Origin of the sequence: Ectothiorhodospira shaposhnikovii (assembly GCF_016584105.1) — a bacterium.
GTDB classification, from domain to species: Bacteria; Pseudomonadota; Gammaproteobacteria; order Ectothiorhodospirales; family Ectothiorhodospiraceae; genus Ectothiorhodospira; species Ectothiorhodospira shaposhnikovii.
This window is the reverse complement of the sequence record NZ_NRSM01000011.1, coordinates 1-24,589: the sequence shown is the minus strand read 5'-3', so window position 1 is coordinate 24,589 and position 24,589 is coordinate 1. Positions and strand designations below refer to the sequence as shown.

General features: G+C 63.1%; 29 protein-coding genes. 23 read left to right on the top strand and 6 right to left on the bottom strand.

Annotated elements, in window-relative coordinates:
• Window positions 1-10 precede the first annotated feature (10 nt).
• Genes CKO35_RS07905 through CKO35_RS07895 form a run of 3 tightly spaced genes read right to left on the bottom strand, consistent with a single transcriptional unit; the run spans window position 11 to window position 2,471 of the window.
• On the bottom strand, window positions 11-1,225 hold the full coding sequence (locus tag CKO35_RS07905; protein ID WP_200174433.1) for a hypothetical protein: 1,215 nt from the start codon (window positions 1,223-1,225) through the stop codon (window positions 11-13).
• 17 nt (window positions 1,226-1,242) lie between these two features.
• Window positions 1,243-2,154 carry an ImmA/IrrE family metallo-endopeptidase gene (locus CKO35_RS07900; RefSeq protein ID WP_200174431.1) on the bottom strand — a complete coding sequence of 304 codons (912 nt, stop codon included), beginning with the start codon at window positions 2,152-2,154 and terminating at the stop codon, window positions 1,243-1,245.
• Window positions 2,151-2,471 carry a helix-turn-helix domain-containing protein gene (locus CKO35_RS07895; RefSeq protein ID WP_200174423.1) on the bottom strand — a complete coding sequence of 107 codons (321 nt, stop codon included), beginning with the start codon at window positions 2,469-2,471 and terminating at the stop codon, window positions 2,151-2,153. Before CKO35_RS07895 ends, CKO35_RS07900 begins: the two co-directional genes overlap by 4 nt.
• Before the next feature lie 204 nt (window positions 2,472-2,675).
• On the opposite strand from CKO35_RS07895, the gene CKO35_RS07890 reads away from it, so the two are divergent.
• From CKO35_RS07890 to CKO35_RS07815, 16 genes are all read left to right on the top strand, one after another.
• Entirely contained in the window at window positions 2,676-3,905 is a 1,230-nt protein-coding gene (locus tag CKO35_RS07890) for a hypothetical protein (protein WP_200174421.1), read from the top strand.
• A complete protein-coding gene (locus CKO35_RS07885; protein WP_200174419.1) occupies window positions 3,868-4,872 on the top strand; it encodes a hypothetical protein in 1,005 nt (334 codons plus the stop codon). The genes CKO35_RS07890 and CKO35_RS07885 overlap by 38 nt, the downstream gene beginning before the upstream one ends.
• Before the next feature lie 182 nt (window positions 4,873-5,054).
• Window positions 5,055-5,267, top strand: coding sequence for a helix-turn-helix transcriptional regulator (locus CKO35_RS07880; RefSeq protein ID WP_009521743.1), 213 nt, complete (start codon window positions 5,055-5,057; stop codon window positions 5,265-5,267).
• On the top strand, window positions 5,264-5,734 hold the full coding sequence (locus CKO35_RS07875; RefSeq protein ID WP_200174418.1) for a hypothetical protein: 471 nt from the start codon (window positions 5,264-5,266) through the stop codon (window positions 5,732-5,734). Before CKO35_RS07880 ends, CKO35_RS07875 begins: the two co-directional genes overlap by 4 nt.
• Window positions 5,735-5,739: 5 nt before the next feature.
• Window positions 5,740-6,054, top strand: coding sequence for a hypothetical protein (locus tag CKO35_RS07870; RefSeq protein WP_200174416.1), 315 nt, complete (start codon window positions 5,740-5,742; stop codon window positions 6,052-6,054).
• A complete protein-coding gene (locus tag CKO35_RS07865; protein ID WP_200174415.1) occupies window positions 6,051-6,926 on the top strand; it encodes an ATP-binding protein in 876 nt (291 codons plus the stop codon). Before CKO35_RS07870 ends, CKO35_RS07865 begins: the two co-directional genes overlap by 4 nt.
• A gap of 2 nt (window positions 6,927-6,928) precedes the next feature.
• Complete coding sequence (locus CKO35_RS07860; protein WP_009521739.1) at window positions 6,929-7,534, top strand: hypothetical protein; 606 nt, start codon at window positions 6,929-6,931, stop codon at window positions 7,532-7,534.
• Window positions 7,535-7,547: 13 nt separating this feature from the next.
• Window positions 7,548-9,224 (top strand): DEAD/DEAH box helicase, encoded by a 1,677-nt coding sequence (locus CKO35_RS07855; protein ID WP_200174413.1) that lies wholly within the window; start codon window positions 7,548-7,550, stop codon window positions 9,222-9,224.
• Window positions 9,221-9,643, top strand: a complete 423-nt coding sequence (locus CKO35_RS18350; RefSeq protein WP_200174411.1) for a DUF6511 domain-containing protein — start codon at window positions 9,221-9,223, stop codon at window positions 9,641-9,643. Before CKO35_RS07855 ends, CKO35_RS18350 begins: the two co-directional genes overlap by 4 nt.
• A complete protein-coding gene (locus tag CKO35_RS07845; protein WP_200174405.1) occupies window positions 9,643-10,398 on the top strand; it encodes a hypothetical protein in 756 nt (251 codons plus the stop codon). Before CKO35_RS18350 ends, CKO35_RS07845 begins: the two co-directional genes overlap by 1 nt.
• The gene (locus tag CKO35_RS07840) at window positions 10,395-12,584 is read left to right on the top strand and encodes an AAA family ATPase (protein ID WP_200174403.1); all 2,190 of its coding nucleotides are present in this window, start codon (window positions 10,395-10,397) and stop codon (window positions 12,582-12,584) included. The genes CKO35_RS07845 and CKO35_RS07840 overlap by 4 nt, the downstream gene beginning before the upstream one ends.
• Window positions 12,581-13,360, top strand: coding sequence for a crossover junction endodeoxyribonuclease RuvC (locus CKO35_RS17925; RefSeq protein ID WP_242467093.1), 780 nt, complete (start codon window positions 12,581-12,583; stop codon window positions 13,358-13,360). The genes CKO35_RS07840 and CKO35_RS17925 overlap by 4 nt, the downstream gene beginning before the upstream one ends.
• A gap of 1 nt (window position 13,361) precedes the next feature.
• Complete coding sequence (locus CKO35_RS07830; protein WP_200174401.1) at window positions 13,362-13,574, top strand: hypothetical protein; 213 nt, start codon at window positions 13,362-13,364, stop codon at window positions 13,572-13,574.
• Window positions 13,567-13,971 (top strand): DUF6362 family protein, encoded by a 405-nt coding sequence (locus CKO35_RS07825; protein ID WP_200174399.1) that lies wholly within the window; start codon window positions 13,567-13,569, stop codon window positions 13,969-13,971. Before CKO35_RS07830 ends, CKO35_RS07825 begins: the two co-directional genes overlap by 8 nt.
• A 296-nt stretch (window positions 13,972-14,267) precedes the next feature.
• Window positions 14,268-15,758 (top strand): site-specific DNA-methyltransferase, encoded by a 1,491-nt coding sequence (locus CKO35_RS07820; RefSeq protein ID WP_200174397.1) that lies wholly within the window; start codon window positions 14,268-14,270, stop codon window positions 15,756-15,758.
• Window positions 15,755-17,026, top strand: coding sequence for a site-specific DNA-methyltransferase (locus CKO35_RS07815; protein ID WP_200174395.1), 1,272 nt, complete (start codon window positions 15,755-15,757; stop codon window positions 17,024-17,026). The genes CKO35_RS07820 and CKO35_RS07815 overlap by 4 nt, the downstream gene beginning before the upstream one ends.
• Here the strand turns inward: CKO35_RS07815 and CKO35_RS07810 are convergent.
• From CKO35_RS07810 to CKO35_RS07800, 3 genes are all read right to left on the bottom strand, one after another.
• Window positions 16,990-17,358, bottom strand: coding sequence for a hypothetical protein (locus tag CKO35_RS07810; RefSeq protein WP_200174393.1), 369 nt, complete (start codon window positions 17,356-17,358; stop codon window positions 16,990-16,992). The genes CKO35_RS07815 and CKO35_RS07810 overlap by 37 nt on opposite strands.
• 98 nt (window positions 17,359-17,456) lie before the next feature.
• Window positions 17,457-17,975, bottom strand: a complete 519-nt coding sequence (locus CKO35_RS07805) for a DUF3489 domain-containing protein (RefSeq protein ID WP_200174391.1) — start codon at window positions 17,973-17,975, stop codon at window positions 17,457-17,459.
• 83 nt (window positions 17,976-18,058) lie between these two features.
• On the bottom strand, window positions 18,059-18,247 hold the full coding sequence (locus tag CKO35_RS07800; protein WP_200174389.1) for a DUF6900 domain-containing protein: 189 nt from the start codon (window positions 18,245-18,247) through the stop codon (window positions 18,059-18,061).
• A 118-nt stretch (window positions 18,248-18,365) separates the two neighbouring features.
• On the opposite strand from CKO35_RS07800, the gene CKO35_RS07795 reads away from it, so the two are divergent.
• The 7 genes from CKO35_RS07795 to CKO35_RS07765 form a co-directional block, all read left to right on the top strand.
• Window positions 18,366-18,902, top strand: a complete 537-nt coding sequence (locus CKO35_RS07795) for an elements of external origin (protein WP_200174387.1) — start codon at window positions 18,366-18,368, stop codon at window positions 18,900-18,902.
• The gene (locus CKO35_RS07790; RefSeq protein ID WP_242467092.1) at window positions 18,902-20,863 is read left to right on the top strand and encodes a phage terminase large subunit family protein; all 1,962 of its coding nucleotides are present in this window, start codon (window positions 18,902-18,904) and stop codon (window positions 20,861-20,863) included. Before CKO35_RS07795 ends, CKO35_RS07790 begins: the two co-directional genes overlap by 1 nt.
• Before the next feature lie 22 nt (window positions 20,864-20,885).
• Window positions 20,886-21,092, top strand: a complete 207-nt coding sequence (locus tag CKO35_RS07785) for a phage head-tail joining protein (protein WP_200174381.1) — start codon at window positions 20,886-20,888, stop codon at window positions 21,090-21,092.
• Entirely contained in the window at window positions 21,092-22,576 is a 1,485-nt protein-coding gene (locus CKO35_RS07780) for a phage portal protein (protein ID WP_200174379.1), read from the top strand. The genes CKO35_RS07785 and CKO35_RS07780 overlap by 1 nt, the downstream gene beginning before the upstream one ends.
• A 1-nt stretch (window position 22,577) precedes the next feature.
• Window positions 22,578-23,897 carry a S49 family peptidase gene (locus CKO35_RS07775; protein ID WP_200174377.1) on the top strand — a complete coding sequence of 440 codons (1,320 nt, stop codon included), beginning with the start codon at window positions 22,578-22,580 and terminating at the stop codon, window positions 23,895-23,897.
• Window positions 23,898-23,900: 3 nt separating this feature from the next.
• Window positions 23,901-24,278, top strand: coding sequence for a head decoration protein (locus CKO35_RS07770; RefSeq protein WP_200174375.1), 378 nt, complete (start codon window positions 23,901-23,903; stop codon window positions 24,276-24,278).
• Between the two features lie 122 nt (window positions 24,279-24,400).
• Window positions 24,401-24,589 (top strand): transposase (locus CKO35_RS07765; protein WP_200173378.1); only part of this gene is annotated, 189 nt, incomplete at its 3' end.

Below are 24,589 nucleotides of genomic sequence, written 5' to 3'. Positions count from 1 at the left end.
CGGGTCCCTGTCAGTTCGACAAATGACGTGCGAGGATCGTCATCATCAACGAATTGCCGGGCTGGGTGCTGGCGATCATTTCCCGGATCTGCTCGTTGACCTGCTGGACTGGAACACCTGTGCCGACGGCCGCCTGGGTCACCGCCGAGTAAGTATCGAGCACATCACCCCCGCTGATCTCATAACCATGACCGCGCGAGATCCAATGCAGCGCAGCCAGTCCCGCCGCCAGCGCGAAGTCCGACTGCTTCTCAGCGTAATCACGGGCGGCGCGCGTCAGCGTGCGCGGATTGGTCGGGCTGCGCGTGGCCAACTCGATCGCCACATCGAACAGGCCCGCATCCTTGGCGGCAGCAAACCACTTACCTTCCGCGCCCGGCGTGCTGACAATCAGGTCGCGTAGGATTTGCTCCGTCGGCACGCTGGGGTATTTCTTTGCGATGGCACGAAAGGTGGCCAGGTTCGTGGTGCTCTGATTGGCCGCCACGGCATAGCGCCGGTATGCCTCGTCAAGCAGGCCCGATGACAACAGGATTTCCTCGCAGGCTTGCGCGATCTGCCAGCCCGGGTCGTTGAGCCCGCGCGAATCCTCGGCGTAGCGAATCGCTTCGGCCTTCTTGCCCCTCGCTGCCAGGGCCTTCACACCCCAGCGTCGGTCGTGCCACCACTTGAACCGCGCCTTATCGATCAGGGTGAGCAACTCTTCATAGCGACCCGCCGCGAACAGCGCGGACAGGCAGGCACTGGTGCCCTTGAAGAATCCATGCCCCGATGCATTCGGGCTCCACACGCTCTCGACGACCGGCAAAAACTCATCAGCCCAGTGCGACGCCAGTTCCGGCGTCACGCACAACTCGCCCCAGTAATCGCCGAGCACTTCGATGTAGGGCATTTCGTCGTCCTGCAGCGCTTGCCACAAGCGTTCGAGCCAGCGTTGCCGCAGCTTCGGCTCTACGTCAGCCTTGACGATGATGGGCACCAGGGTATCGATGGCCTTGTTGACGGCCGAACCCAGTGCGCCCGATGAACTGTCCACCTGCTCCAGCGCTGGGGAGAGCTTTTCCAGCAGGGTAATGGCCCCCTCAGCTGCGAGCACGGGCTCCTTGCGGGCGACCTGCTTGATCTCCGTGATGGCCTCCTTGATCCGCTGCACCGGCGTGTCGGACCGCCAACCAAAGGAATGACGGCGAAAGCGGGAAGCGAATTGCCACTTGTGGGCGCTCATGATCGATCCGCCATCAGCTATCGAACCGGGTACTGGCCATTGCGGATGAAGCGGTCGTAAGTGTCTTCCTCCGGTTCCTCATCATCGTGCCGCGCTCCCTGCCACTCGGCCTCAGGCAGCAATAGCACTGTCAGCGTGTAGTCGTACTGACCCGCGACGCGCGTCATCTCCGTGACCGGCATGCTGGCGGGTTCACGGGCAAACCAGGACTGGGCACGCCCTGTCTGGCTGTCGGCCATGCCAAAGGCGTTGTAGCTGTGCGCCAGCGCATCGTGCGGCAGCTCTATGGTGTTCTTGCGCGTCGCGAAGTAGGCGCCGGACCTGAGCGCTGCCTTGTTCGACTTGGCCCAGAGCATGTGATCGTCGCGGCTGGCCACCAGTATGGCGCGCTTGGGAGCGATCTCGGTCCAGCGCAGGGCGGCAGCCGTCAGCGAGACCCCGTAGCGATCTGCGCAGTGACCGAGCAGATCGAAGCTGATCGGTTGCCCGTCGACCTGGCGCCGAAAGTCGTCCAGCGGCATCAGCAGGGTCGAAGCGAACAGATCCGCCTCGGCCTCGATGTCGCGCTCGTTGTTGTCACCCGTCTCGATGTCGTCGTCGCCACATTCGAACAGGTCCTGCTGATGGCGGTGCAGTATGTAGTGGCCGAACTCATGCGCGATCGTGAAGCGCTTGCGGCCTTCCGACGGGGTGGCGCTGTTGTAGAGGACCAGCCACTTCGAGCGAGCCTTGTTGGCCTTCAGCAGACCATCGAAACCTTCCAGATCCTCGCCCCGAACCGTGTCGATCGGCGAGTCTGCAAAGCACTGGCGGGAATACTCTAGCGCCAGCTCGTCAACCTTGACTGGAAAGCGATCCGCACCGAGCACCGCGTTGAGCATGGACGAGATGCGGTTGGCCTCGGCCATGGGCTTTTTCGCATCCGTCATTCATCTTCCCAGGCATCGAGGATCTTGCGGATCTTCTTCTTGTCCGGCTCGGACATGTTCTTGTACTTACGGAAGAAGGCCTCATCGAGCACTTCCTCGTCGGGGGTGGTCGCCGATTCGGTCAGCAGGAACTCCGTGGTGACCTCGAGGACGGCGGCAATCTTTCCGACTTTCTCGGCCGATGGTTTCGGATCGTCTTTGTTTTCCAGTTCCCAGATGTAGCTCTTGCTGGAGTCGGTCAGTTCGGCCAACTGTTCCAGACTGAGCCTCTTTTGCTTCCGCAATGCGCGGATCTTGTCCCCCAGGGGCGATGGCACCGGTATTTCCTCATTTGTTGGCTTCAATCCGAAAATAATACCACTATGCCGAACGATTTCGTACCTGCTTGACAAACCACTAACCGCTCCGCGACAATCTGAATCGTTCGGTATACCGAACGCCATCGGTCTGCAGACCCCAACAAGAAGAAGGGGCCGTCGAGGCTGATACCAAGCCGATCCCAACCTTTGAGGGGTATGTAGATGAACGATGCAGAAAACTTGAGCAAGCTCCTGGGCCACCTGCCGCCGGCGGTGTTCCGTGAATTCATGGTGGATGAATTCGGTCTGGCCATGCCGGATGTGGACGCCAAGAAGCCCAAGAAAGAACAGCGTGAACAGATGGAGGCCGTGCTGTCCGCCCTTGGGGTGAGTGAGCGGCAGCGGATCGAAGAAGTGGCCGAACGGATCGTGCTGCTGTCGGACGGCGCCGGCCAGGACGTCATCGACGGCTTCAAGGACGACATCTTCGATGACGCCGCCCGGGAAACCTTCGCCGCGATTCCGAACCAGTACGAGCGGGCGCTGTGGCTGCACGTCCATGACCCCCTGATCTTTGAGGAAGCCCTCAACGCCCGACAGGCCGACGTATTCCGGCAAAGCGCCTCCTGCTACTCCGGTTTCATGGCACCTGCCAACCTGGCGGTACTTGACGACGCGACGGCCAAGGCGGCGTTCCACCAGACCGTCGCTCAGCAACTCGGGTGCTCCGATGACGCGGTCGCGATCCAGATCTTCAAGCGTCTGCGGCCCGACACGCAGACCGGCGAGGACGTGGATCTGTACCAGATCAGCATCCATCACAACCGCCCACCGGAAATCATCGACTGCGTGCAGGCGAGCGAGCTGGTGCCCCAGGAGGTGATCCGAGCGGTGTCTTCGCACATCACTTACGAGCCGGCCAATGGGCACCTGGAGGTGCTGTCGAAAGATGCGGCGGGCCGGGAAGCATTGGCGCGCATCGTGGCCGACTCCCTGCTGCAATCGCCCATCACCGGCGAGAAGATCCCGCTCAAGCAATACGACTACCAAAGCTTGGCGGCGCTGCGAAATTTCGACTTGTCCGGCGAGCCGGTCGCGTTCGTCAAGGTCGTCGAGCTCGGCTACGCCGCCGGCAATGGTCGGTCGCTCCTGGTGAAGATCTGGACCAAGGACGTCGATGACATCTACGCGGCCGCCCGGTCGTTGATCGGCCCCGCCTTCGACTTCCGCGATCACCACCTCAACTACGCCAGGCTGTCCATCAAGCTGAAAAAGGTCGGCAAGGACCGCGCACGGACGATTACCGTGATCCTGCGCGACGACAACAAGTGCAACATCAAGACCAAGCGGGAAAAGGATCGGGCGCTGTGCGACCGACTGCTGGCCAAATGGCATCTGGTGAAGGAGATCGGCCATGTCGTCGAAGCACCTGCCGACACAGTCGCTGCTTGATCTGATCGACCTGTTCGAGCAGTCTGGGCAGCCGATTGCCGATGGCGACGGACAGCGGCTGCACGGTGTTCCCGGCTGGGCGCTATCACGCAAAGCAACTCTTTCTGACCGTGATTTGGCTGCCTGGACCGAATGTGTCGGTTATGCCGGTTGCTACCCGGCACCCTGCGGCGACGAGCACATCCTGGTGGACATCGAGGAGGACTCTGATCCAGGGTTGTACCGGTACCGTTGCCCGGAAACCTTTCGGGTGAAGCACATTCCTGCTGAGACAGCTGTCGTCCGTGCGGTCACTGCGACGAAGTTTCTGAACTACCTGGCAGATCTTCTGGATATCCCCCAGGCGCTACGACGCGGTATCACCACAGCTGCCATCGATGGCGTCCTCTGGCACCTTGGAAAGACACGCGTCGGACTTGTTCATCTCGATGTTTGGCTGGTCCGTGGATTCCCTGCGCGTACCGATGATGTGTTTCGCCATTTCGAGCAAGCCACTCAGCCAGATATGGGCATCATCTTCACCCTGGGTCCGGCACTGCCCGCGTCGGTTCGTCCGCCCAGGAACTACCGGGTCATCTCGTTCAGTCGCGTGCTGGCGCGACACAGCACGAATCCGACGATCGACACCGACTTGCTCCATCGTCTGATGCTCGCGGCGCCAGGAGAAGCTGTCGAGCACTCGCCTGCGGTGAGATTCGATGAATTCACTAGCACGCTGCATATCACCACCCGACCAATCGAGCCATGGAAAGTCAGCGGCCCAAAGCAAGCCGCCGTGGTGAAGTACCTGGCCGAACAATTCGCCAAGGGGCATCAGCGCGTTTCGGCCGGAGATATCTTAGTCGCGGCTCACGGGTCGCGGCAGGCCGCACGCGGTAAGCGGGTTCCAAGCATCTTCAGTGGCAACAACCAGTGGCTGGATTACATCGAGCATGACGAAGCTGGGTACGGCATCAAATTGGAATGAGCCAACACCAATATCCATAAGTATGCAAAACCGCCTTCGGGCGGTTTTTTGCTTTCTGGGCTCCGCTCTTTCCCTAAAGAGCTGCGCCCGTACATCAGCCCGTACATGGCGGCGGCGGACGCCCGTACAAGCCGACTTCGAAACTGACCTCACGAATTCGCAACAACCAGAAGGAGTGCATCGTGAGTGTCAAACATCTGAATCAAGGCCAACTGGCCGAACGTTGGGGAGTCAGCGAAGCAACGCTTGAACGCTGGCGCTCCGAAGGTATCGGCCCGGTATTCCTGAAGCTGCAGGGTCGCGTCGCTTATCGCATCGAGGACATCGAAGCCTACGAGTCCGAGAGCCTGCGCAAGAGCACCTCTGAACGCGTCAATGCGGGAGGTGCGCTGTGAACCGCATCTCCCCCGACGAAGTCCTGACCACCCCGGCCGGCGAACTGGCTGCGCTTGCCAGCGAGTCGCTGTTCCAGCTCAAGAACGACGCTGCTGATCTTCTCGCCGCTGCCAAGGCGATCGTCGAGCACGTCGATCGCGCACTGGATCTCAAGTATGCCGACCGCGCGCACCAGCTCCGCCTGGCGGCAGGCAAGGACACCGGTGTCGTCCACTTCGACGACGGCCATGTCCGCATCACCGCCGATCTACCCAAGAAAGTCGACTGGGATCAGACGCGGCTCGCCGAGATCACTCGTCGCATTGCAGCCAACGGTGACGACCCGTCCGAGTACGTGGACATCAGCTACCGGATCTCGGAAACCAAGTTCAACGCGTGGCCCGAGTCGCTCAAGAGCACCTTCGCACCGGCACGCACCCTCAAGACCGGCAAGCCGGGCTTTCGTCTCGCTCTGCTTCAGGGGTAATCGTCATGAAAACCAAACCTACGCTGCTCGAAATGCTGCGCAAACAACCGGAGATGTACCTCCGGGATCTGCCCGAAACCATTCGCATCCCAGCGCTGGACGGCAACCGCCCCGACGAAGTAGTGCGTCGCCTTGAGGACGCCACCATCGATGACGTGGCATTCGCGATCCAGGGCCTGGAGTCCGAAACCCGCGTTATCCATAGGCGCCTGAGTGGTCTGCGCGATCTGTACGAAATGGCCCGCAAGCGTGGCGCGCTCGGTATGACCACCGTTGCTGACGCGTTCGCCAGCATCAGCACTCAGGAGGCCGGCAAATGAGCCTCCCCATCATTACTGCAGACCAGCGTCTGGCCGAGCGCCGTGGCGTGAAGGGTGTGCTCGTCGGCAAGAGCGGCATCGGCAAGACCTCGCAACTCTGGACGCTGAAACCCACGGCCACGCTGTTCTTTGATCTTGAGGCTGGTGATCTCGCGGTCGAGGGCTGGGCCGGCGACACGATCCGTCCGCGCACCTGGCAGGAGTGTCGTGACTTCGCGGTGTACATCGGCGGGCCGAACCCGGCGCTGCGCGACGACCAGCCGTTCAGCCAAGCCCACTTCGATGCCGTATGCGCGCGCTTCGGTGATCCGACGGTCCTGGACAAGTACGACACCGTGTTCGTCGACTCCATCACCGTGGCTGGTCGCCTGTGCCTGCAATGGTGCAAGGGCCAGCCACAGGCCTACTCCGAGAAGACGGGCAAACCCGACAGCCGGGGTGCATACGGGCTGATGGGCCAGGAAATGATCGCCTGGCTGACCCACCTGCAGCACACGCGCGGCAAGAACGTGTGGTTCGTCGGCATCCTCGATGAGCGGCTGGACGACTTCAATCGCCGCGTGTTCTCCCTGCAGATCGACGGCTCCAAAACCGGCCTGGAACTGCCCGGCATCGTCGATGAGGTCGTCACCTTGGCCGAGCTGAAGGCCGATGACGGCGCCAGTTACCGCGCCTTCGTCTGCCACACGCTGAACGCATGGGGCTACCCCGCCAAGGACCGCTCCGGGCGGCTCGATCCGATCGAGGAGCCGCACCTCGGCCGCCTCATGGAAAAGATCGCCGGCCCGGCCAGGCCCGCTACCGAACGGCTCGATTTCGCGCGCCCCGCGCCCGCTGCCATCCCCGAATCCACTTCGACTCAGGAGTCCTGATCATGACCTACTTCGATTTCAATTCCGCTTCCGAACAGACCTCTTTCGACCTGATCCCCAAAGGCACGCTGGTGCGTGTCCGCATGACCATCAAGCCGGGTGGCTTCGATGATCCGTCGCAGGGATGGACCGGCGGCTACGCCACCCGTAACGACAACACCGGCTCGGTGTACCTGAACTGCGAGTTCGTCGTGATGGAGGGTGAGTTCGCCCGTCGCAAGATGTGGTCGCTGATCGGCCTGCACAGCCCGAAAGGCCCTGAGTGGGCAAACATGGGCCGCACCTTCGTCAAGGCGATCCTCAACTCAGCGCGCGGCGTTCATCCTGGCGACAACAGTCCTGCCGCGCAGAACGCGCGCCGCATCAGCGGGTTTGCCGATCTCGATGGCATCGAGTTTCTCGGCAAGGTCGACTGGGACAAAGACCAGAACGGCCAAGACAAGAGCGTGATCAAGGCCGCGATCACGCCCGACCACAAGGACTACGCAGCCCTTATGGGTGGCGCGCAGGGAGCAGCGAAAGCGCCAGCACCCGCAAACGGGTCGAATGCGTATGCCCAGGCCACGGGCCGTGCCTCCGTGCCGGGTCGCCCGAGCTGGGCACAGTAAGGGGGACGCCGCCATGATGCTCCGCCCCCGCCAAGCCCTGCTGGTCGAGCGCTCTTTGGCGGCGCTCGCCCAACACGGCAACACCCTATCTGTTGGCCCCACCGGGTCGGGCAAGACCATCATGCTGTCGGCGGTGGCCGGCAGCTTGTTGGCCGAGCCAGATGCCAAGGCCTGCATCCTCGCTCATCGCGATGAACTGACCGGCCAGAACCTATCCAAGTTTGCACGGGTGAATCCGGGCGTCAGCACCTCCGTGTTCGATGCCAAGGACAAATCCTGGTCCGGGCGCGCCACGTTCGCGATGGTGCAAACGCTGTCGCGCGACAACCATCTCGCTGCCATGCCGATCCTCGATCTGCTGGTGATCGATGAAGCGCATCACGCAGCCTCGGCCTCGTACCGCCGCGTAATCGACCGGGTGCTGGACAAGAACTCGCGCGCCCAGATCTTCGGGGTGACGGCGACGCCTGCCCGCAGTGACGGCAAGGGACTGCGGGAGGTCTTCAGCAACGTCGCGGATCAAATCACCCTCGGCGAGCTGATTGCATCCGGCCACCTCGTGCCGCCCCGCACCTTTGTCATCGACGTCGGCGCCCAAGAGCAACTGACGCGGGTTCGTCGTACGGCCACGGACTTCGACATGACGGAAGTCGAGGCGATTCTCAACAAGACACCCATCACCGATGCCGTGATCCGTCATTGGCGGGAGAAAGCCGGCGACCGCAAGACGATCGTGTTCTGCTCGACCGTCGCCCATGCCGAATGTGTGCGCCAGGCCTTTCAGGATGCCGGGGTATCTGCCGTGATCGTGCACGGCGAGCTCTCAGAATCTGAGCGAACGACACGACTGGCCGAGTACGAATCCGGTACCGCGCAGGTCGTGGTCAATGTGGCTGTGCTCACGGAGGGCTACGACTTCACGCCCACCTCCTGCGTGGTTCTGCTGCGACCCAGCTCGCACAAGTCGACTCTGACCCAGATGATCGGGCGTGGCCTGCGCACCATCGACCCAACGGAGCATCCGGGCGTCATCAAGACCGATTGCGTGGTGCTGGACTTCGGCACCGCGACCTTGATGCACGGATCTCTGGAACAGGACGTCAATCTCGACGGACACCAGCATCACGGCGAAGCGCCCACCAAGGACTGCCCGTCCTGTGAAGCCACCGTCCCGCTCGGCTGCCGCGAATGCCCTCTGTGCGGCTTCGTCTGGGAGAACGAGACCACCGAGGAAGGAGATGCGCTGGCCGATTTCGTGATGACCGAGATCGATCTCCTCAAGCGCTCCAACTTCCGCTGGTGCGACCTGTTCGGCTGCGACGACGCACTGATGGCGACTGGCTTCAACGCCTGGGGTGGCGTCTTCTTCCTAAACGGCCGCTGGCACGCCGTGGGCGGAGGTAAGGATCTGCAGCCACGCTTGTTGGCTGTCGGCGACCGCACGGTTTGCATGGCCAAAGCCGATGACTGGCTGAACGACCGCGAGTCGGCTGACTCCGCGCACAAGACCCGTCGTTGGCTGAACGAGCCGCCGACCGCGAAGCAACTCCAGTATCTGCCGCAGGCGCTACGCGCCGACTTTGGCATGACGCGCTATCAGGCCTCGGCGCTGCTGTCCTTCCAGTTCAACAAGTCGTCGATTCAGCGCCTTGTGGTGGCTGCCAACGATGCCCACCGGGAGGCCGCGTGAAATGTGCAATCTGCTCTCGCAAGGCCAAGGGCTTCGGCTACTTCAATCCACGCATGCCGCGCAGCGATCCACGCCGTTACTCGGATCGCTGGGTGTTCTGCTCCATGCGCTGTCAGAACGCCTTTTCACGGCTCATGGAAAAGACGGGAGGTCACATGATCGACCCTAGTGACATGGAGCTGGCTGCCATGGCGTCCTGCCTGGCCCCGCTGGGTGAGTATGTGGGCTCCATCGGCATGCAGCGCCCGCTGGCGGACTACAGCAAAGACGAAGTGCTGATGCTGATCGACGTGGTGGTGACCGCCTACCAGGAACACATGCTCGTCGAGCACGAGCGGATGGCAGAAAAGGATCGCGCATTTCTTGAGGAGCGACTCGCCCGCCAGGGTAAGCCCGCTTCGACGGGGGTGCCATTCTGATGCTGGATTTCAATCACCGTCCCAAGATCCATGAGCTGATAGGCGTGCTCATCGACGCGGCACTAAGCGCCGACCGTGACAACCAATCCCGTCGCAACTACCTCGGTGCGTCGCGATTGGGCGTCGCCTGCGAGCGCGCGCTGCAATACGAGTATCTCCAAACACCTGTCGATGCTGGAAGGCAAATCCCGGGGCGCGTGTTGCGCATCTTCGAGGTGGGACACGCCCTCGAAGAGCTGGCCATTCGTTGGCTGCGCATGGCCGGATTCGATCTGTACACACAAAAGGCCAGCGGCGGTCAGTTCGGCTTTGCCGTTGCAAGCGGCCGTATTCAAGGGCACGTCGATGGCGTCCTGAACGGCGGCCCCGCAGAGCTACGAATGAGCTATCCGGCCCTGTGGGAGTGCAAGACCATGAACGACAAGTCCTGGCGGGATACGGTCAAGCACGGCGTCAGCAAATCCAAACCGGTCTATGCCGCGCAGATGGCCATCTATCAGGCCTACATGGAAGCCAGCATCCCGGGCATTTCCGCGAACCCGGCGTTGTTTACCGCGATCAACAAGGACTCCGAGGAGATATGGTTCGAGCTGGTGCCGTTCGATGGCGGCCTGGCGCAACGGATGTCCGATCGCGCGGTTCGTGTCATCACGGCGACCGACAGCCAGGAACTGTTGCCGCGCCATGCGACTACACCGACGCATGTCGAGTGCAAGTTCTGCCCCTGGCAGGACCGCTGTTGGGGTTCGACATGATGGCCGACAACATCATCTGGCTCGACTTCAATGACGCCCCCGAGCAGCGCGACGAACTGGCATCCGATACCGATGCGCTGCGTGCGGGGCTACTGGACCGGCTCGAAGCCGTTCTCCACTACCTGTTTCCGCAGGGGCGCATCCGAGGTGGAAAGTTCTACGTCGGCGATGTCGATGGCAACCCTGGCAAGAGTCTGGTGGTTGAACTCGACGGACCACGGCGCGGCCTGTGGAAGGACTTCTCCACCGACGAGGGCGGCGATGTCATCGATCTGTGGGCGCGGTCGCAGGGTCGCTCCGCACGCAGCGACTTCCCGCGCATCGCTAGCGAGATCCGGCAGTGGCTCGGTCTTGCTCCATCGAACATCACGCCGATGCGCCGCGATGTTCGCAGCATGCCAATGGACGACCTCGGCGCTTACACCGCCAAGTGGGACTATCTGTCACCCGAGGGCGAACTGATCGCCTGCGTCTACCGCTACGACCCACCGACGGGCAAGGAATATCGCCCCTGGGATGTTCGTGCCCGCATGTGGCGCGCGCCCGACCCTAGGCCGCTCTACAACCTCCCGGTCATCTCGAGGGCGCGAGAGGTCGTCCTGGTCGAAGGCGAGAAGTGTGCGGCTGCATTGATCGCTTACGGTATTGCGGCCACCACCGCGATGAACGGCGCCAAGGCTCCTGTCGACAAAACCGACTGGCATCCGTTGGCGGGGAAATCCGTGGTCATCTGGCCGGACCGGGATGCACCCGGCTGGGACTACGCCGAGAGCGCAGCGCGTGCATGCGTAGCTGCGGGCAGCACATCCGTGGCCATCCTGGTGCCGCCCACCGACAAGCCACCCAAGTGGGACGCCGCAGACGCTGTCGACGAAGGGTTCGACTGCGCCGCATTCATCGCCCAGGGCGAACGCCGCGTGGTCAAGGCGGCGGCTCCCTCCCTGCCCACCTTCACGCTCGGCGAACTGCTCGACGATAACTCACCGCTGCCACCTGATCTGATCTCTCCGCGCGTGCTGACGCCGGCTGGCATGTTGGTGTTCGGCGGTGCGCCCAAGGTCGGCAAGAGTGACTTTCTGTTGTCGTGGCTGGCGCACATGGCGGCTGGCGCTGCTTTTCTGGGCATGCATCCACCCCGTCCGCTACGTGTGTTCTACCTGCAGGCCGAGGTCCAGTACCACTACCTGCGCGAGCGAGTGAAGGATGTCCGCCTGCCGTCCCATCGGCTTCTGGACGCCCGCGCCAATTTCGTGGCCACGCCGCAGTTGCGGCTGGTGCTCGATGACGCCGGTCTGGCGCAGGTGATCCCAGCGATCGCGAAGGCTTTTGGCGGCGAACCTCCTGACATCATCGCCATCGATCCGATCCGCAACGTGTTCGACGGCGGCGATGCCGGTGGAGAGAACGACAACGGCGCCATGCTGTTCTTCCTCTCGCAGCGGGTGGAGCGGATTCGCCAGGCGGTCAATCCCGACGCCGGGGTGATCCTCGCTCACCACACCAAGAAGCTAGGCAAGAAGCAGTTTGAGGAGGACCCGTTCCAGGCACTAGCCGGCGCAGGAAGCCTGCGCGGTTACTACTCGACCGGCATGCTGCTGTTCCGACCCGATGAAACGCGCACCACTCGCCAGCTCATCTTCGAGCTGCGCAATGGCGCGGGTATCCCGCAACGGCACGTCGACAAGATCAACGGTGAGTGGCGGGAAGTCGACGCCAACGAGCGGTTGGTGATGAAGGACTACGGCCAGCGCTTGGATGCCGAGCGCCGCCGCAAACGCGACGCGATCCTTCAGATCCTGTTCGAGGAGGCCGGCAGCGGGCGCTGCTACACAGCCAACCAGTTCGCCGAATCTTTCGAGGGAAAGGCCGGTCTGGGCGGCGAGCGCACCATCCGCGAACGCGTCTCCGCGCTCTCGACGCAGGGCTACATCAAGTATTTCCGCAACGCGGCTGACTACGGTCTGCCCTCCAGCGGCCGCACCAAGTTCGGCTATCTCTGCGTCGAAGGCATGGTGCTGCGCATGCCAGCGGGCGATGTCGACACGGCCACCGGCGAGCTGACGATGCGCGAGCACACGGTGCTCCCCACCCACTACAAGTGCCCGCATTCCGGCGCCTCGATGCCCGTCGAGAACCCAGATGTGTGGGTCTATCACGACGAACTGAACGATCCGGAGGCCCCATGAATATTGCCCAATCGGCAGTTGGCAGCGCCGTTGCCAACTGCACTCATTTCCTTGCCAACTACCCGCAGTTGGCAAACCCATGCCAACTGAAAGTCCAGTCAGATCAAGGCATTGCAGGAAATGACCCGCAGTTGGCAGTTGGCATCGCTGCCAACTTGCCAACTGGCGCAAACCCGCGCCATTGCTGGACTTTCTCCCTTTCTCCAGTTGGCGAAAACACCCCCTCCTACTACGTAGGAGAGGGACCAGAGGGTCCCTCTGCCCTACGTCAGGGACTTGCCGGCCAGCAGGGCTTAGATCATCGGCGGCCATCCGTGCCCTCGATCCTGGCACTGGACCTTGGCACCCAGACCGGCTGGGCAGTACGCGATCGCGACGGCGCCGTGACCAGCGGAACGGAATCCTTCAAGCCGCAGCGATTTGAGGGTGGCGGCATGCGCTACCTGCGCTTCAAGCGCTGGCTCACCGAGATCAAGCAGTCCTGCGATGGCATCGAAGCGGTGTACTTCGAGGAAGTCCGACGCCACGCCGGCGTCGATGCAGCACACGCCTACGGCGGGTTCATGGCCCACCTCACCGCATGGTGCGAGCACCACCAGATCCCGTACCAGGGCGTTCCGGTGGGCACGATCAAGAAGCACGCCACCGGCAAAGGCAATGCGAGCAAGGACCAGATGATCGGCGCCGTTCGTCTGCGTGGCCACGCGCCTGCCGACGACAACGAAGCCGACGCCATTGCCCTCCTGCACTGGGCGATCGAGACGCAGGAGGTGTGACATGAAGGTTCCGACTCCCGCATACCGCTGTGCCCTGGCTCGACTGCAACCCGATCCGCGACCCGATCCGGAGCAGATCAAGCGCGAGGGCTGGCGCGACCAACAGATCCTGGTGATATCGCCCGACGACACGCGGCTCGACTGGGTCGAACGTGAACTGCTTCGCCGTATCGGCGATCGGCTGTACGGGCCGAAGGAGCGTCACCATGGCTGAGTGGACGATCGAGACTGTGGCGGACCGATTCATCGAGGCCGCACGAACCGCCCACCGCCTTCCTCCGGTTCGGGTGCAGGGCTACTTCAACTGCTGGCCGGCGATCAAACGCATGCACTGGGAAAACCTGGGAGCTGAGCCACGGGTCTACCGCTTTCCTCCCGACCCGGCTGCCATCGACCGGATGCTGGAGACCATTCGGTGGGTTCAGTGGCTGGAAGAAGAACAGCGACACCTCGTCTGGATGCGAGCACAACGATATCCGTGGAAGGACATCTGCTGCCGCTTTGCCTGTGACCGGACAACCGCATGGCGTCGCTGGCAGACGGCACTTGAATTGGTCGCCGTGCACCTGCGGATGGAAAAGAAAACTGGGGCAGCCGGCAATTGCCGCTGACGTTGGGTGTAGTTGCGAACATTCGCGAAGTCGTTGGGAATCCTGCGTGTCGATGCGGGCTTCGGTCGCTTTTTGGCGTGCAACATCCTGAGGTTTTTTCGCTAGTATTACGGCTAATCTTGCGAGCATTGGGTGCGTGAAGGCCACGGAGCGATCTGTGGCCTTCGTCGTTTCCGGCCCGCGATGGCCATACCCCGTTGCGACGGGTCCTTCCTGGCCAGAAAGCAATGCGGGGGGCGCGAGCGCGGCGCTTTTTTAGCGTCAGACTGCAAACCTAGGTTTGCAGGGTTTGCAGTTTGCACCCGCCCCACCCAGCACACATCACGAACCCGCCCACGGTTTCCCGTCGGCGGGTTTTCTTTTTCGAGGAACCGATTCTGAACACGCTCAACGTCGAGTACCGCAAGGTCGAGGCGCTGATCCCCTATGCCCGCAATCCGCGCACGCACACCGACGCGCAGGTGGCCAAGATCGCCGCCAGCATCGTCGAGTACGGCTGGACGAACCCGGTCCTGGTGGATGGCGACAACGGCATCATCGCCGGCCACGGCCGCATGGCTGCCGCACGCAAGCTCGGACTCGATGAAGTGCCGGTGATCGAACTCGCTCACCTGTCACCATCACAGAAGCGCGCCTACGTCATCTCCGACAACCGGCTGGCGCTCGATGCGGGCTGGAACGAGGAACTGCTTGCGCTGGAGTTGGCTGAGCTGTCCGACGCCGGGTACGACCTCACGCTGACCGGTTTTGAGGATGCTGAGATCGCAGCACTGCTCGCAGACGATGCGAGAGCCGAAGAAGTCGCCCGAGAACAAGACGCCGATGAACCGGACGCCGAAGACCACGTGCCGGATGCACCTGTGTCGCCGGTATCCCGCACCGGCGATGTCTGGGCCATCGGCCCGCATCGCCTGATCTGTGGCGACGCCGCCGACCCGACCGTGGTCGCCACGCTGATGCAAGGCGACGCGGCGCGCCTGTGCTTCACCTCGCCGCCCTATGGCAATCAGCGCGACTACACCTCAGGCGGCATCGTGGATTGGGATGGCCTGATGCGCGGTGTGTTTGGCAATGTGCCGATGGCCGACGATGGGCAGGTGCTGGTCAACCTGGGGCTGATCCACCGCGACAACGAAGTCATCCCGTATTGGGACGCGTGGCTCGGCTGGATGCGTGCACAAGGCTGGCGGCGCTTCGCGTGGTACGTCTGGGATCAGGGGCCGGGCATGCCTGGCGACTGGGCCGGGCGCTTCGCCCCGAGCTTCGAGTTCGTCTTCCACTTCAACCGGCAGAGCCGCAAGCCCAACAAGATCGTGCCCTGCAAGCACGCAGGCCAGGAGTCGCACCTGCGCGCCGATGGCTCATCCACGGCCATGCGCAGCAGGGACGGCGAAGTCGGCGGCTGGACGCACAAGGGGCAGCCGACGCAGGACACCCGGATTCCCGACTCGGTGATCCGCGTGATGCGCCACAAGGGCAAGATCGGTCAGGACATCGACCACCCGGCCGTGTTCCCGGTGGCGCTTCCGGCGTTCGCCATCGACGCCTACACGGATTCGGGCGACATCGTGTTCGATCCGTTCGGTGGCAGCGGTACGACGATACTGGCAGCCCAACGCACCGGTCGCGTCTGCCGCGCCGTCGAGATCGCGCCGGAGTACGTGGATGTCGCCATCAAACGCTTCCGCCAAAACCATCCAGGCGTTCCGGTCACGCTGCTGGCCACCTGCCAATCCTTCGACAAGGTCGTCACGCAACGACTGCCAACCACGGGTGCCGAGCAATGAGCGCTTCCTGGTTGGCCGACAAGATTGAGCAGTGGCCGACGGCCAATCTGGTGCCTTACGCCCGCAATGCACGCACCCACTCGGATGATCAGGTGGCACAGATCGCCGCGTCGATTGCCGAGTTCGGATTCACCAATCCGATTCTGGCCGGCAGCGATGGCGTCATCGTCGCCGGGCACGGACGGCTCGCCGCCGCACAGAAACTTGGGCTGGACGCAGTGCCGGTGGTCGTGCTCGATCATCTGAGCCCCACGCAGCGCCGGGCCCTGGTGATCGCGGACAACCGCATCGCCGAGAACGCCGGCTGGGATGACGCGATGCTGCGCATCGAGATCGCCACTCTGCAGGACGATGACTTCGATCTGTCGCTGACCGGCTTCGATGCCGACGCGTTGGCGGAGCTGATGGCCGGCGACGAATCGGATGGCCAAGGCCAGACCGACGATGACGCCATGCCCGAGATGCCAGAGACGCCAGTCTCGCGTCCTGGGGATGTCTGGCTGCTCGGTGGTCACCGCCTGTTGTGCGGCGACTCTACGGTCGCCGACAGCTACGACCGCCTTCTCGATGGCGCGCCGGTGGACATGGTATTTACCGACCCGCCGTACAACGTGAACTACGCAAACAGCGCCAAGGACAAGATGCGCGGCAAGGATCGTGCGATCCTGAACGACAACCTCGGCGACGGCTTCTACGACTTCCTACTGGCGGCGCTGACGCCGACCATCGCGCATTGCCGGGGTGGCATCTACGTGGCGATGTCTTCCAGCGAACTCGACGTGCTGCAGGCAGCGTTCCGCGCCGCCGGCGGCAAGTGGTCGACCTTCATCATCTGGGCAAAGAACACCTTCACGCTGGGCCGCGCCGACTACCAGCGCCAGTACGAGCCGATCCTGTACGGATGGCCCGAGGGCGCTCAGCGTCACTGGTGCGGCGACCGCGACCAGGGCGACGTCTGGAACATCAGGAAGCCGCAGAAGAACGACCTGCATCCGACGATGAAGCCAGTGGAGTTGGTTGAGCGAGCGATCCGCAATTCGAGCCGCCCCGGCAACGTGGTGCTCGACCCGTTCGGGGGCTCCGGCACAACGCTGATCGCCGCCGAGAAGTCCGGGCGACTGGCGCGACTAATCGAACTCGACCCCAAGTACGTCGATGTGATCGTGCGTCGCTGGCAGGGCTGGACCGGAAAGCAGGCCACCCGTGAGTCGGACGGCGCGTTGTTCGATGATCAGGCGACGAGCGATTCCTCGACGATCTCGCAGTGAATCACAAAGCCCGTCAGGTAAGGCATGCCGCGCGGGATGCCGTAGTCCTTGCTGGTCTGGCGGCCAATCGTCCAGCCCATCCAGCGCTGGGTGGCGGCGTTGATCGCATCCTGCAAGACCTTGCCTTGGTACAAACCGTTCTGGACGTCGTCGGCAAAGTGGCGACCGTGGCGGCTGTCGAGGAAGGTCCGCACCGATTCAAGGGGCTGGTGTGTGGCGTCCGAGACGGCGGTCATCGCCAAGGGCCACGCGGCGCTGGCGTGCTCGTTCATCGTGCCCCAAAAGCCCCAGGCACCGTTCTGGGTGGCGGGAATCTGGCTGGCGGTGGTCATCGTTGGCTCCTTGGGATCTGATCGTTGCGACACCCGTAGTAACGCGCTGTTCGATTGAGAAGCCAAGCGGATCTTGGCCTCTTTCTCGATCTTTCTGATCAGGCAATCCGGTAGATCCGCTCACCGCCCGGCGCCTTGTCCGAAACGATGGTCAGACCGAGTTTTCTCTTGAATGCGCCGGCGAAGGTGCCGCGCACGGTGTGCGCTTGCCAGCCGGTCACACCGCAGATCTGAGCAATCGTGGCGCCTTCAGGACGCAGCAGCATCCGGAGCACTTCGGCCTGCTTGCTGTTCTCGCGCGTGCGTGGCTTGGTCTGCTCGGTGGCGTCCTTGACCCACTCAGCCTCGGCCGACGACACGGCGGCCTCGAGTTCGGGGTCTGCATCCATGGGCGCAGGCGCGGGACGGGCGCGACCCATTGCGTCGTAGCCCTCGGCGGCGACGAACCAGTCGGTGCCGTTGGTAGTGATCAAAGCGCGATTGAAAAGCCCGTCGAGCACCTTCTTGCGTGCGCCGCCTTTGATGTTGTCGGGGAACCAGTCGATCTTGCCGCTGGTGTGTTCGAGTGCGTAGGCCAGGATTGCGTGCTGGGCCGGGGTGAGTTGGGTGCTGGTCATGTGCTGCTCCTTGGCAGTAGTTGATGGGGTGTCGTGATGAACGCGCTGTTCGCGATTGAAGCCAAGCGTTCTCCGCTTCTCTTTCAGTCCGGCTTGGCGGCCTGCCGACCCGCCTCGTAAGCGGCCATCAGGGCGCTCTTGACGGCCCACACGCTGACATCGTGGAAGTCCAGTCGGTCGCTGTTGCGGGTCTCCAAGGACTCAATGAAAAGGTGGTCCAGCGCAATCTGCTGAAGCAGGTTTTCGAGGGGTTTGTCGGCTGGCTTGGTCATGTGCGTCTCCTTGTGACGTCGTGGATGGTGATCGCATGAACGCGCTGTTCCGGAGGGAAGCCAAGCTCAATCCAGAGGAATGACGATCAAATGATTGAAGGGGCCACCGGTTCTCACCATGGGCATTTCGATACGCGCTTACGCCCGGCACCGTGGCGTGACCGACACTGCTGTTCACAAGGCGATTCACGCCGGGCGCATCACGCCGGAGGCTGACGGAACCATTGATGCCGACCAGGCTGATCGCGAATGGGCGCGCAACTCCGACGTGCCTAAGGCCGGTACCCGCGCCAAGGCGGCCAAAGTGGTCGTACCGGACGCCAGCACGCAGTCGAACGATGGGCCTGCCTCCTTGCCCACTGGTGGCACGTCGTTGCTCCAGGCCCGCACGGTCAACGAAGTGGTCAAGGCGCAAACCAACAAGGTGCGACTGGCTCGCCTGAAAGGTGAGCTGGTCGATCGGCCACAGGCCATCGCGCATGTGTTCAAGCTGGCCCGCTCCGAGCGCGATGCCTGGCTCAACTGGCCCGCGCGCATCTCGGCGCAGATGGCTGCCAGACTCGATGTCGATCCGCATGCCATGCACGTGGCGCTGGAAGCCGCTGTGCGTGAACACCTGCAAGAGCTGGGCGAATTGCATCCTCGGGTGGACTGATGCTGGACGTGGATTACGAAGGCGCGGCGGAAATCGAGCGCGCTTGGCGCGAAGGACTGACACCGGACCCACTGTTGACCGTATCCGAATGGTCGGATCGGCACCGGATGCTTTCCAGCAAGGCGTCCGCCGAACCGGGACGCTGGCGGACCAGCCGCACGCCGTACCTGAAGGCGATCATGGACTGCCTGTCGCCGACATCCCCGGTCGAGCGCGTTGTGTTCATGAAGGCTGCCCAGCTCGGCGCGACCGAGATGGGATCGAACTGGATCGGCTACGTCATCCACCACGCGCCCGGCCCGATGATGGCTGTCTGGCCGACAGTGGAAATGGCCAAGCGCAACTCTAAGCAGCGTATCGACCCGCTGATCGAGGAGTCGGGTGTTCTGGCCGAGCTGATTGCACCGGCCAGGAGCCGGGACTCGGGCAACACCATTCTCGCGAAGGAATTCCGGGGCGGCGTGCTGGTGATGACGGGCGCCAACAGCGCGGTCGGACTGCGGTCGATGCCAGTGCGCTACCTGTTCCTCGACGAGGTGGATGGCTATCCGCTGGACGTTGAGGGTGAAGGCGACGCGATCTCACTGGCCGAAGCGCGTACCCGAACCTTCGCGCGACGCAAGATTTTCATCGTCTCGACGCCAACAATCTCGGGCGCGAGCGCCATCGAACGGGAATATGAGGCATCCGATCAGCGCTGCTACTTTGTGCCCTGCCCACACTGCTCCCACCGGCAGTGGCTGCGCTTCGAACAACTGCGGTGGGAGAAAGGCCAGCCGGACAGCGCCGCCTATGTTTGCGAATCCTGCGATGCGCCGATTTCCGAACACCACAAGACCTGGATGCTGGAACACGGCGAGTGGCGCGCATTGGCACCAGAGAATGGCGCCAAGACGGCTGGCTTTCACTTGTCGTCACTCTACAGCCCGGTCGGCTGGCGCAGTTGGCGCGAGATCGCCGTCGCCTGGGAACTGGCTGTGAGCAAGGAGTCGGGTTCTGCGGCGGCCATCAAGACGTTCAAGAACACCGAACTGGGTGAGACCTGGGTCGAGGAAGGCGAAGCACCGGATTGGCAACGCCTCGTCGAGCGGCGCGAGGACTACCCGGTCGGATCGATTCCTCCCGGTGGACTCCTGCTGGTGGGCGGCGCGGATGTCCAGAAGGATCGCATCGAAGCCTCCATCTGGGCCTTCGGGCGCGGCAAGGAATCATGGCTGGTCGAGCATCGCGTCTTGATGGGCGACACCGCGCGGGATGCGGTTTGGAAACAACTGGCGGATCTGCTCGCGGAAAACTGGACGCACGCGTCCGGCGCGGCGATGCCGCTGGCACGGTTCGCCTTAGACACTGGGTTTGCCACCCAAGAGACCTATACCTTCGTGCGGGCCAGTCGCGACCCGCGCGTCATGGCCATCAAAGGTGTCGCGCGCGGCGCGGCACTGATCGGGACCCCCACCGCCGTGGATATTTCCAAAGGCGGCAAGAAGCTGCGCCGAGGTATCAAGGTGTTCTCGGTCGCCGTCGGCATTGCCAAGCTCGAGCTCTACAACAACCTGCGCAAATCGGCGGATGTGGCCGAGGACGGTATCACCGCGATCTATCCGGCCGGATTCATCCATCTGCCGCATGTGGACGCGGAGTTCATCCAGCAGCTCTGCGCGGAACAACTCATCACCCGACGCGACCGGAATGGCTTTCCCATCCGGGAGTGGCAAAAGATGCGCGAGCGTAACGAGGCGCTGGACTGCTACGTCTACGCCCGCGCAGCCGCTTCAGCGGCGGGACTGGATCGCTTCGACGAACGTCATTGGCGCGAGCTGGAGCGACAACTGGGGATGGCAGATCCGCCTGACCCCGTGACCACCACAACGACTGACGAGGCCACCCAACGCGGTGGCCTCGCTGTTTCTGCGCCCCGCAGCACCGGGCGACGAGTGATTAAGAGCCGCTGGCTCAGCTGACAGATGCGCCGATGAGGACACGATGACTTACACCACTACTGAGCTCGACGCGTTGAAGCGCGCGCTGGCCACTGGCGAGCGCCGTGTGAGCTTCGGCGACAAAACGATTGAGTACCGCTCAGTCGAAGAGTTGCAGGCCGCCATTCGAACTGTCGAGACAGAGATCGCCCGTAATTCAGGGAAAAGCACCGTCCGTCAGTTGCGCGTCATGACCCGGAAGGCGACCTGATGAGCTGGTTCTCCAAACTTCGGCGCGGCATGTTTGGCGGCCCGTCGCCGACTTACGACGGTATCGGCAGCGGTCGGCGGGCGATTGCTTGGCAGGTCGGAAATCCTGGTGCCGTTGCCGCGCTGGCCTTCACCCAGAACGAGCTCCGCGCCAAAAGCCGCGATCTGGTGCGACGCAATGCGTGGGCGGCCGCCGGCGTGGAGGCCTTCGTCGCCAACGCGATCGGCACGGGCATCAAGCCGCAGTCGATGCTTGCAGACAACGCACTGCGGGAAGCCATTCACGCACTCTGGTGGGACTGGTGCAGTGATGCGGACGCGGCTGGCGTGACCGACTTCTACGGTCTGCAGGCACTCGCCTGCCGGGCCATGCTGGAAGGCGGGGAAGTCCTGGTGCGACTGCGCTATCGCCGACCCGAAGATGGTCTGGCAGTCGGCCTGCAACTTCAGGTGCTGGAACCCGAGCACCTGCCCACGACGATGAATCTTGAGCTTCCATCCGGCAACGTGGTGCGAGCCGGCATCGAGTTCGATCGTCTCGGGCGGCGCACGGCCTACCACCTGTATCGCTCGCATCCCGGCGACGGGATGCTGGCGCCGATGTCCGGCACCGGCGGCATGGATACCGTGCGCGTGCCAGCTTCCGAGATCATCCACCTGTTCCGTCCGCTTCGCCCTGGCCAGATCCGGGGCGAGCCATGGCTTGCACGAGCGCTGGTCAAGCTCAATGAGTTGGACCAGTACGACGACGCCGAACTGGTGCGCAAAAAGACGGCGGCGATGTTCGCGGGCTTCATCACCCGCCTGGCGCCCGAAGACAACCTCATGGGTGAAGGGCTGGCGGACGCCAACGGCGTGTCCCTCACTGGACTGGAACCCGGGACCATGCAGCTCCTGGAGCCTGGAGAGGACGTCAAGTTCAGCCAGCCGGCAGACGTCGGGGCCAGCTACGCCGAGTTCTTGCGCATGCAGTTCCGGGCAGTGGCGGCTGCGATGGGCATCACTTACGAGATGCTCACTGGCGATCTGACGCAGGTGAATTACTCCTCGATCAGGGCCGGCCTGCTGGAGTTTCGCCGCCGCTGCGAAGCCATCCAGCATGGCGTGATCGTTCACCAGCTCTGCCGACCAATCTGGCGGGCATGGATGGAACAAGCCGCGCTCGAAGGCGCACTCGATCTGCCCGGCTTTAGCGATCGCAAACGGGACTACCTGGCCGTGAAGTGGATTCCGCAGGGCTGGCAGTGGGTCGATCCAAAGAAGGAGTTCGACGCGATGCTCACCGCGATTCGCGCCGGACTGCTTTCGCGTTCTGAAGCCATTTCGGCCTTCGGCTACGACGCCGAAGACATCGACCGCGAGATCGCGGCAGACAACCAACGAGCCGACGAGCTCGGCTTGGTTTTCGATTCCGATCCGCGCCACGACAAAGCGCCCATCGCGACGGCCACTCCGGCTCCGGCGCAAGAACCCCAGGACAACTAATATGCAGCTCGTACACCTGGCGTCCCGTCTCTACGGGACGCCGCTCCTCATTGCACGCTCGAAATTGGACGTGATCCTATCCGTCCTCGGCCCGCGCATCGGACTGCCGGACATCGATACCGCCGTCCCGCTTCCCGCCCCAAAGGCCAGCGCCTCGGCTGGGCAACTCGGTATCGCGATCATCCCGGTACACGGCACGCTGGTACGACGGGCAATGGGGCTGGAGGCGGCCTCTGGCCTGACCTCCTATGGCGAGATCGCCGCACGCCTCGACGTGGCGCTGGCGGACCCACAGGTGAGCGGCATCCTGCTCGACCTCGACTCCCCTGGTGGCGAAGCCGGTGGCGTGTTTGAGCTGGCCGAGCGGATTCGCGCCGCCAACGACATCAAGCCGGTCTGGGCGCATGCCAACGACTCGGCGTACTCGGCGGCATACGCCATCGCAGCCGCCGCATCGCGCCTCACCCTGTCGCAAACAGCAGGCGTGGGCTCCATCGGCGTCATTGCCCTGCATGTCGACCAGTCTGTCAAGGATGCCAAAGACGGGGTCGCCTACACGGCGATCTATGCCGGTCACCACAAGAACGACTTTTCTCCCCATGCGCCGCTGTCACCACAGGCGGCTTCCACCCTGCAGGCAGAAGTGGATCGGCTCTACGGGATCTTCGTCAGCCAAGTCGCGCAGATGCGCGATCTGGACAGCGATGCCGTGCGGGCGACCGAAGCCGGCCTGCTCTTCGGCGAGGCTGCCGTGGCGGCAGGCCTGGCTGACGCGGTGATGAGTTTCGATCAGGTACTGATCGAGTTCTCCAACGCACTGGATGCGCAACGCCGGCTGGCAACACCCAGTGCGGGCGCGGCGAAGCGCGGCCCGCTCGCCCGCGCTTCGCCTGCGTCACGGAACGCACGCCCGCAGATTTCCAGCTATCAACAGTCTCATTTGGAGAAAACCATGACCGATCACGAACAGCAGACCCCCCTGGACGAACACGAGCCGGAGACCGCGCCAGACCCGGCAGATACCCCAGTTCAAGAACCCGCCACCCCGCCCGTGACGGCATCGATCGTCGGTGGGCACACCAACGGTCGGATCGAGGCGCAAGCCATTGCCGAGATCTGCCTGATCGCAGGCTTGCCGCAGCGCACGGCGGAATTCCTCGCATCCGGGATGAACGAGGCCCAAGTCCGCCGCGCACTGCTCGAGGCTCGCGCTGAACAGCCAGAGATTACCTCGCGCATCACCGCCGATGCGGGAACCACCGTGCGATCGGAGAGCAGCCCGGTCGTTGCCGCCGTCAAGAAACTCGCCACGAAGGAGTAAGCCATGTCTGCCATTCAGGAAACCAACAACCTCGGTGATCTCCTCAAGTACGAGGCGCCGAATCTCTATTCACGCGACCTGGCCACCGTCGCTGCCGGGCAAAACCTGCAGCTCGGCGCCATCGTCGGCCGCGACAACACGACCGGCAAGCTGAAAGCGCTCGACCCGGCCGCCACCGATGGCACTGAGAACGCGGTCGGCGTGCTCGCCGCTGGCGTGGACGCGACCCTGATCGACCGGGAAGACGCGCTGCTGATCTCCCGCCACGCCATCGTCGCCAGCCATGCCCTGGTTTGGCCGGTTGCCATCACCCCCACAGAGAAGGCCGCCGCGATCGCTCAGATCGAAGCGCGTGGCGTCCTCGTCCGAACCGCCGCCTGATTTAGGAGACAACCATGCAGAACCCTTTTACCAATCCCGCGTTCTCGATGGCAGCGCTTGAAGTGGTCCAATTGTAGCGGACACCCCGTTAAGCCCTCGTAGGCTATGCATTGGAGGTGTTCATGAGCAAGAAGGCACGACGTCGATACACGGCGGAATTCAAGGCTGAGGCAGTGGCGTTGGTTGAGCGCCAGGGGTATGGGGTGGCCGAAGCTGCCCGGTCTCTGGGAATCAATCGCAGCCTGTTGGATCGGTGGTTGCGCAAGGAACGTGAGCGGCAATCTCCCCAGCATGACCAACAGGAGGACCAG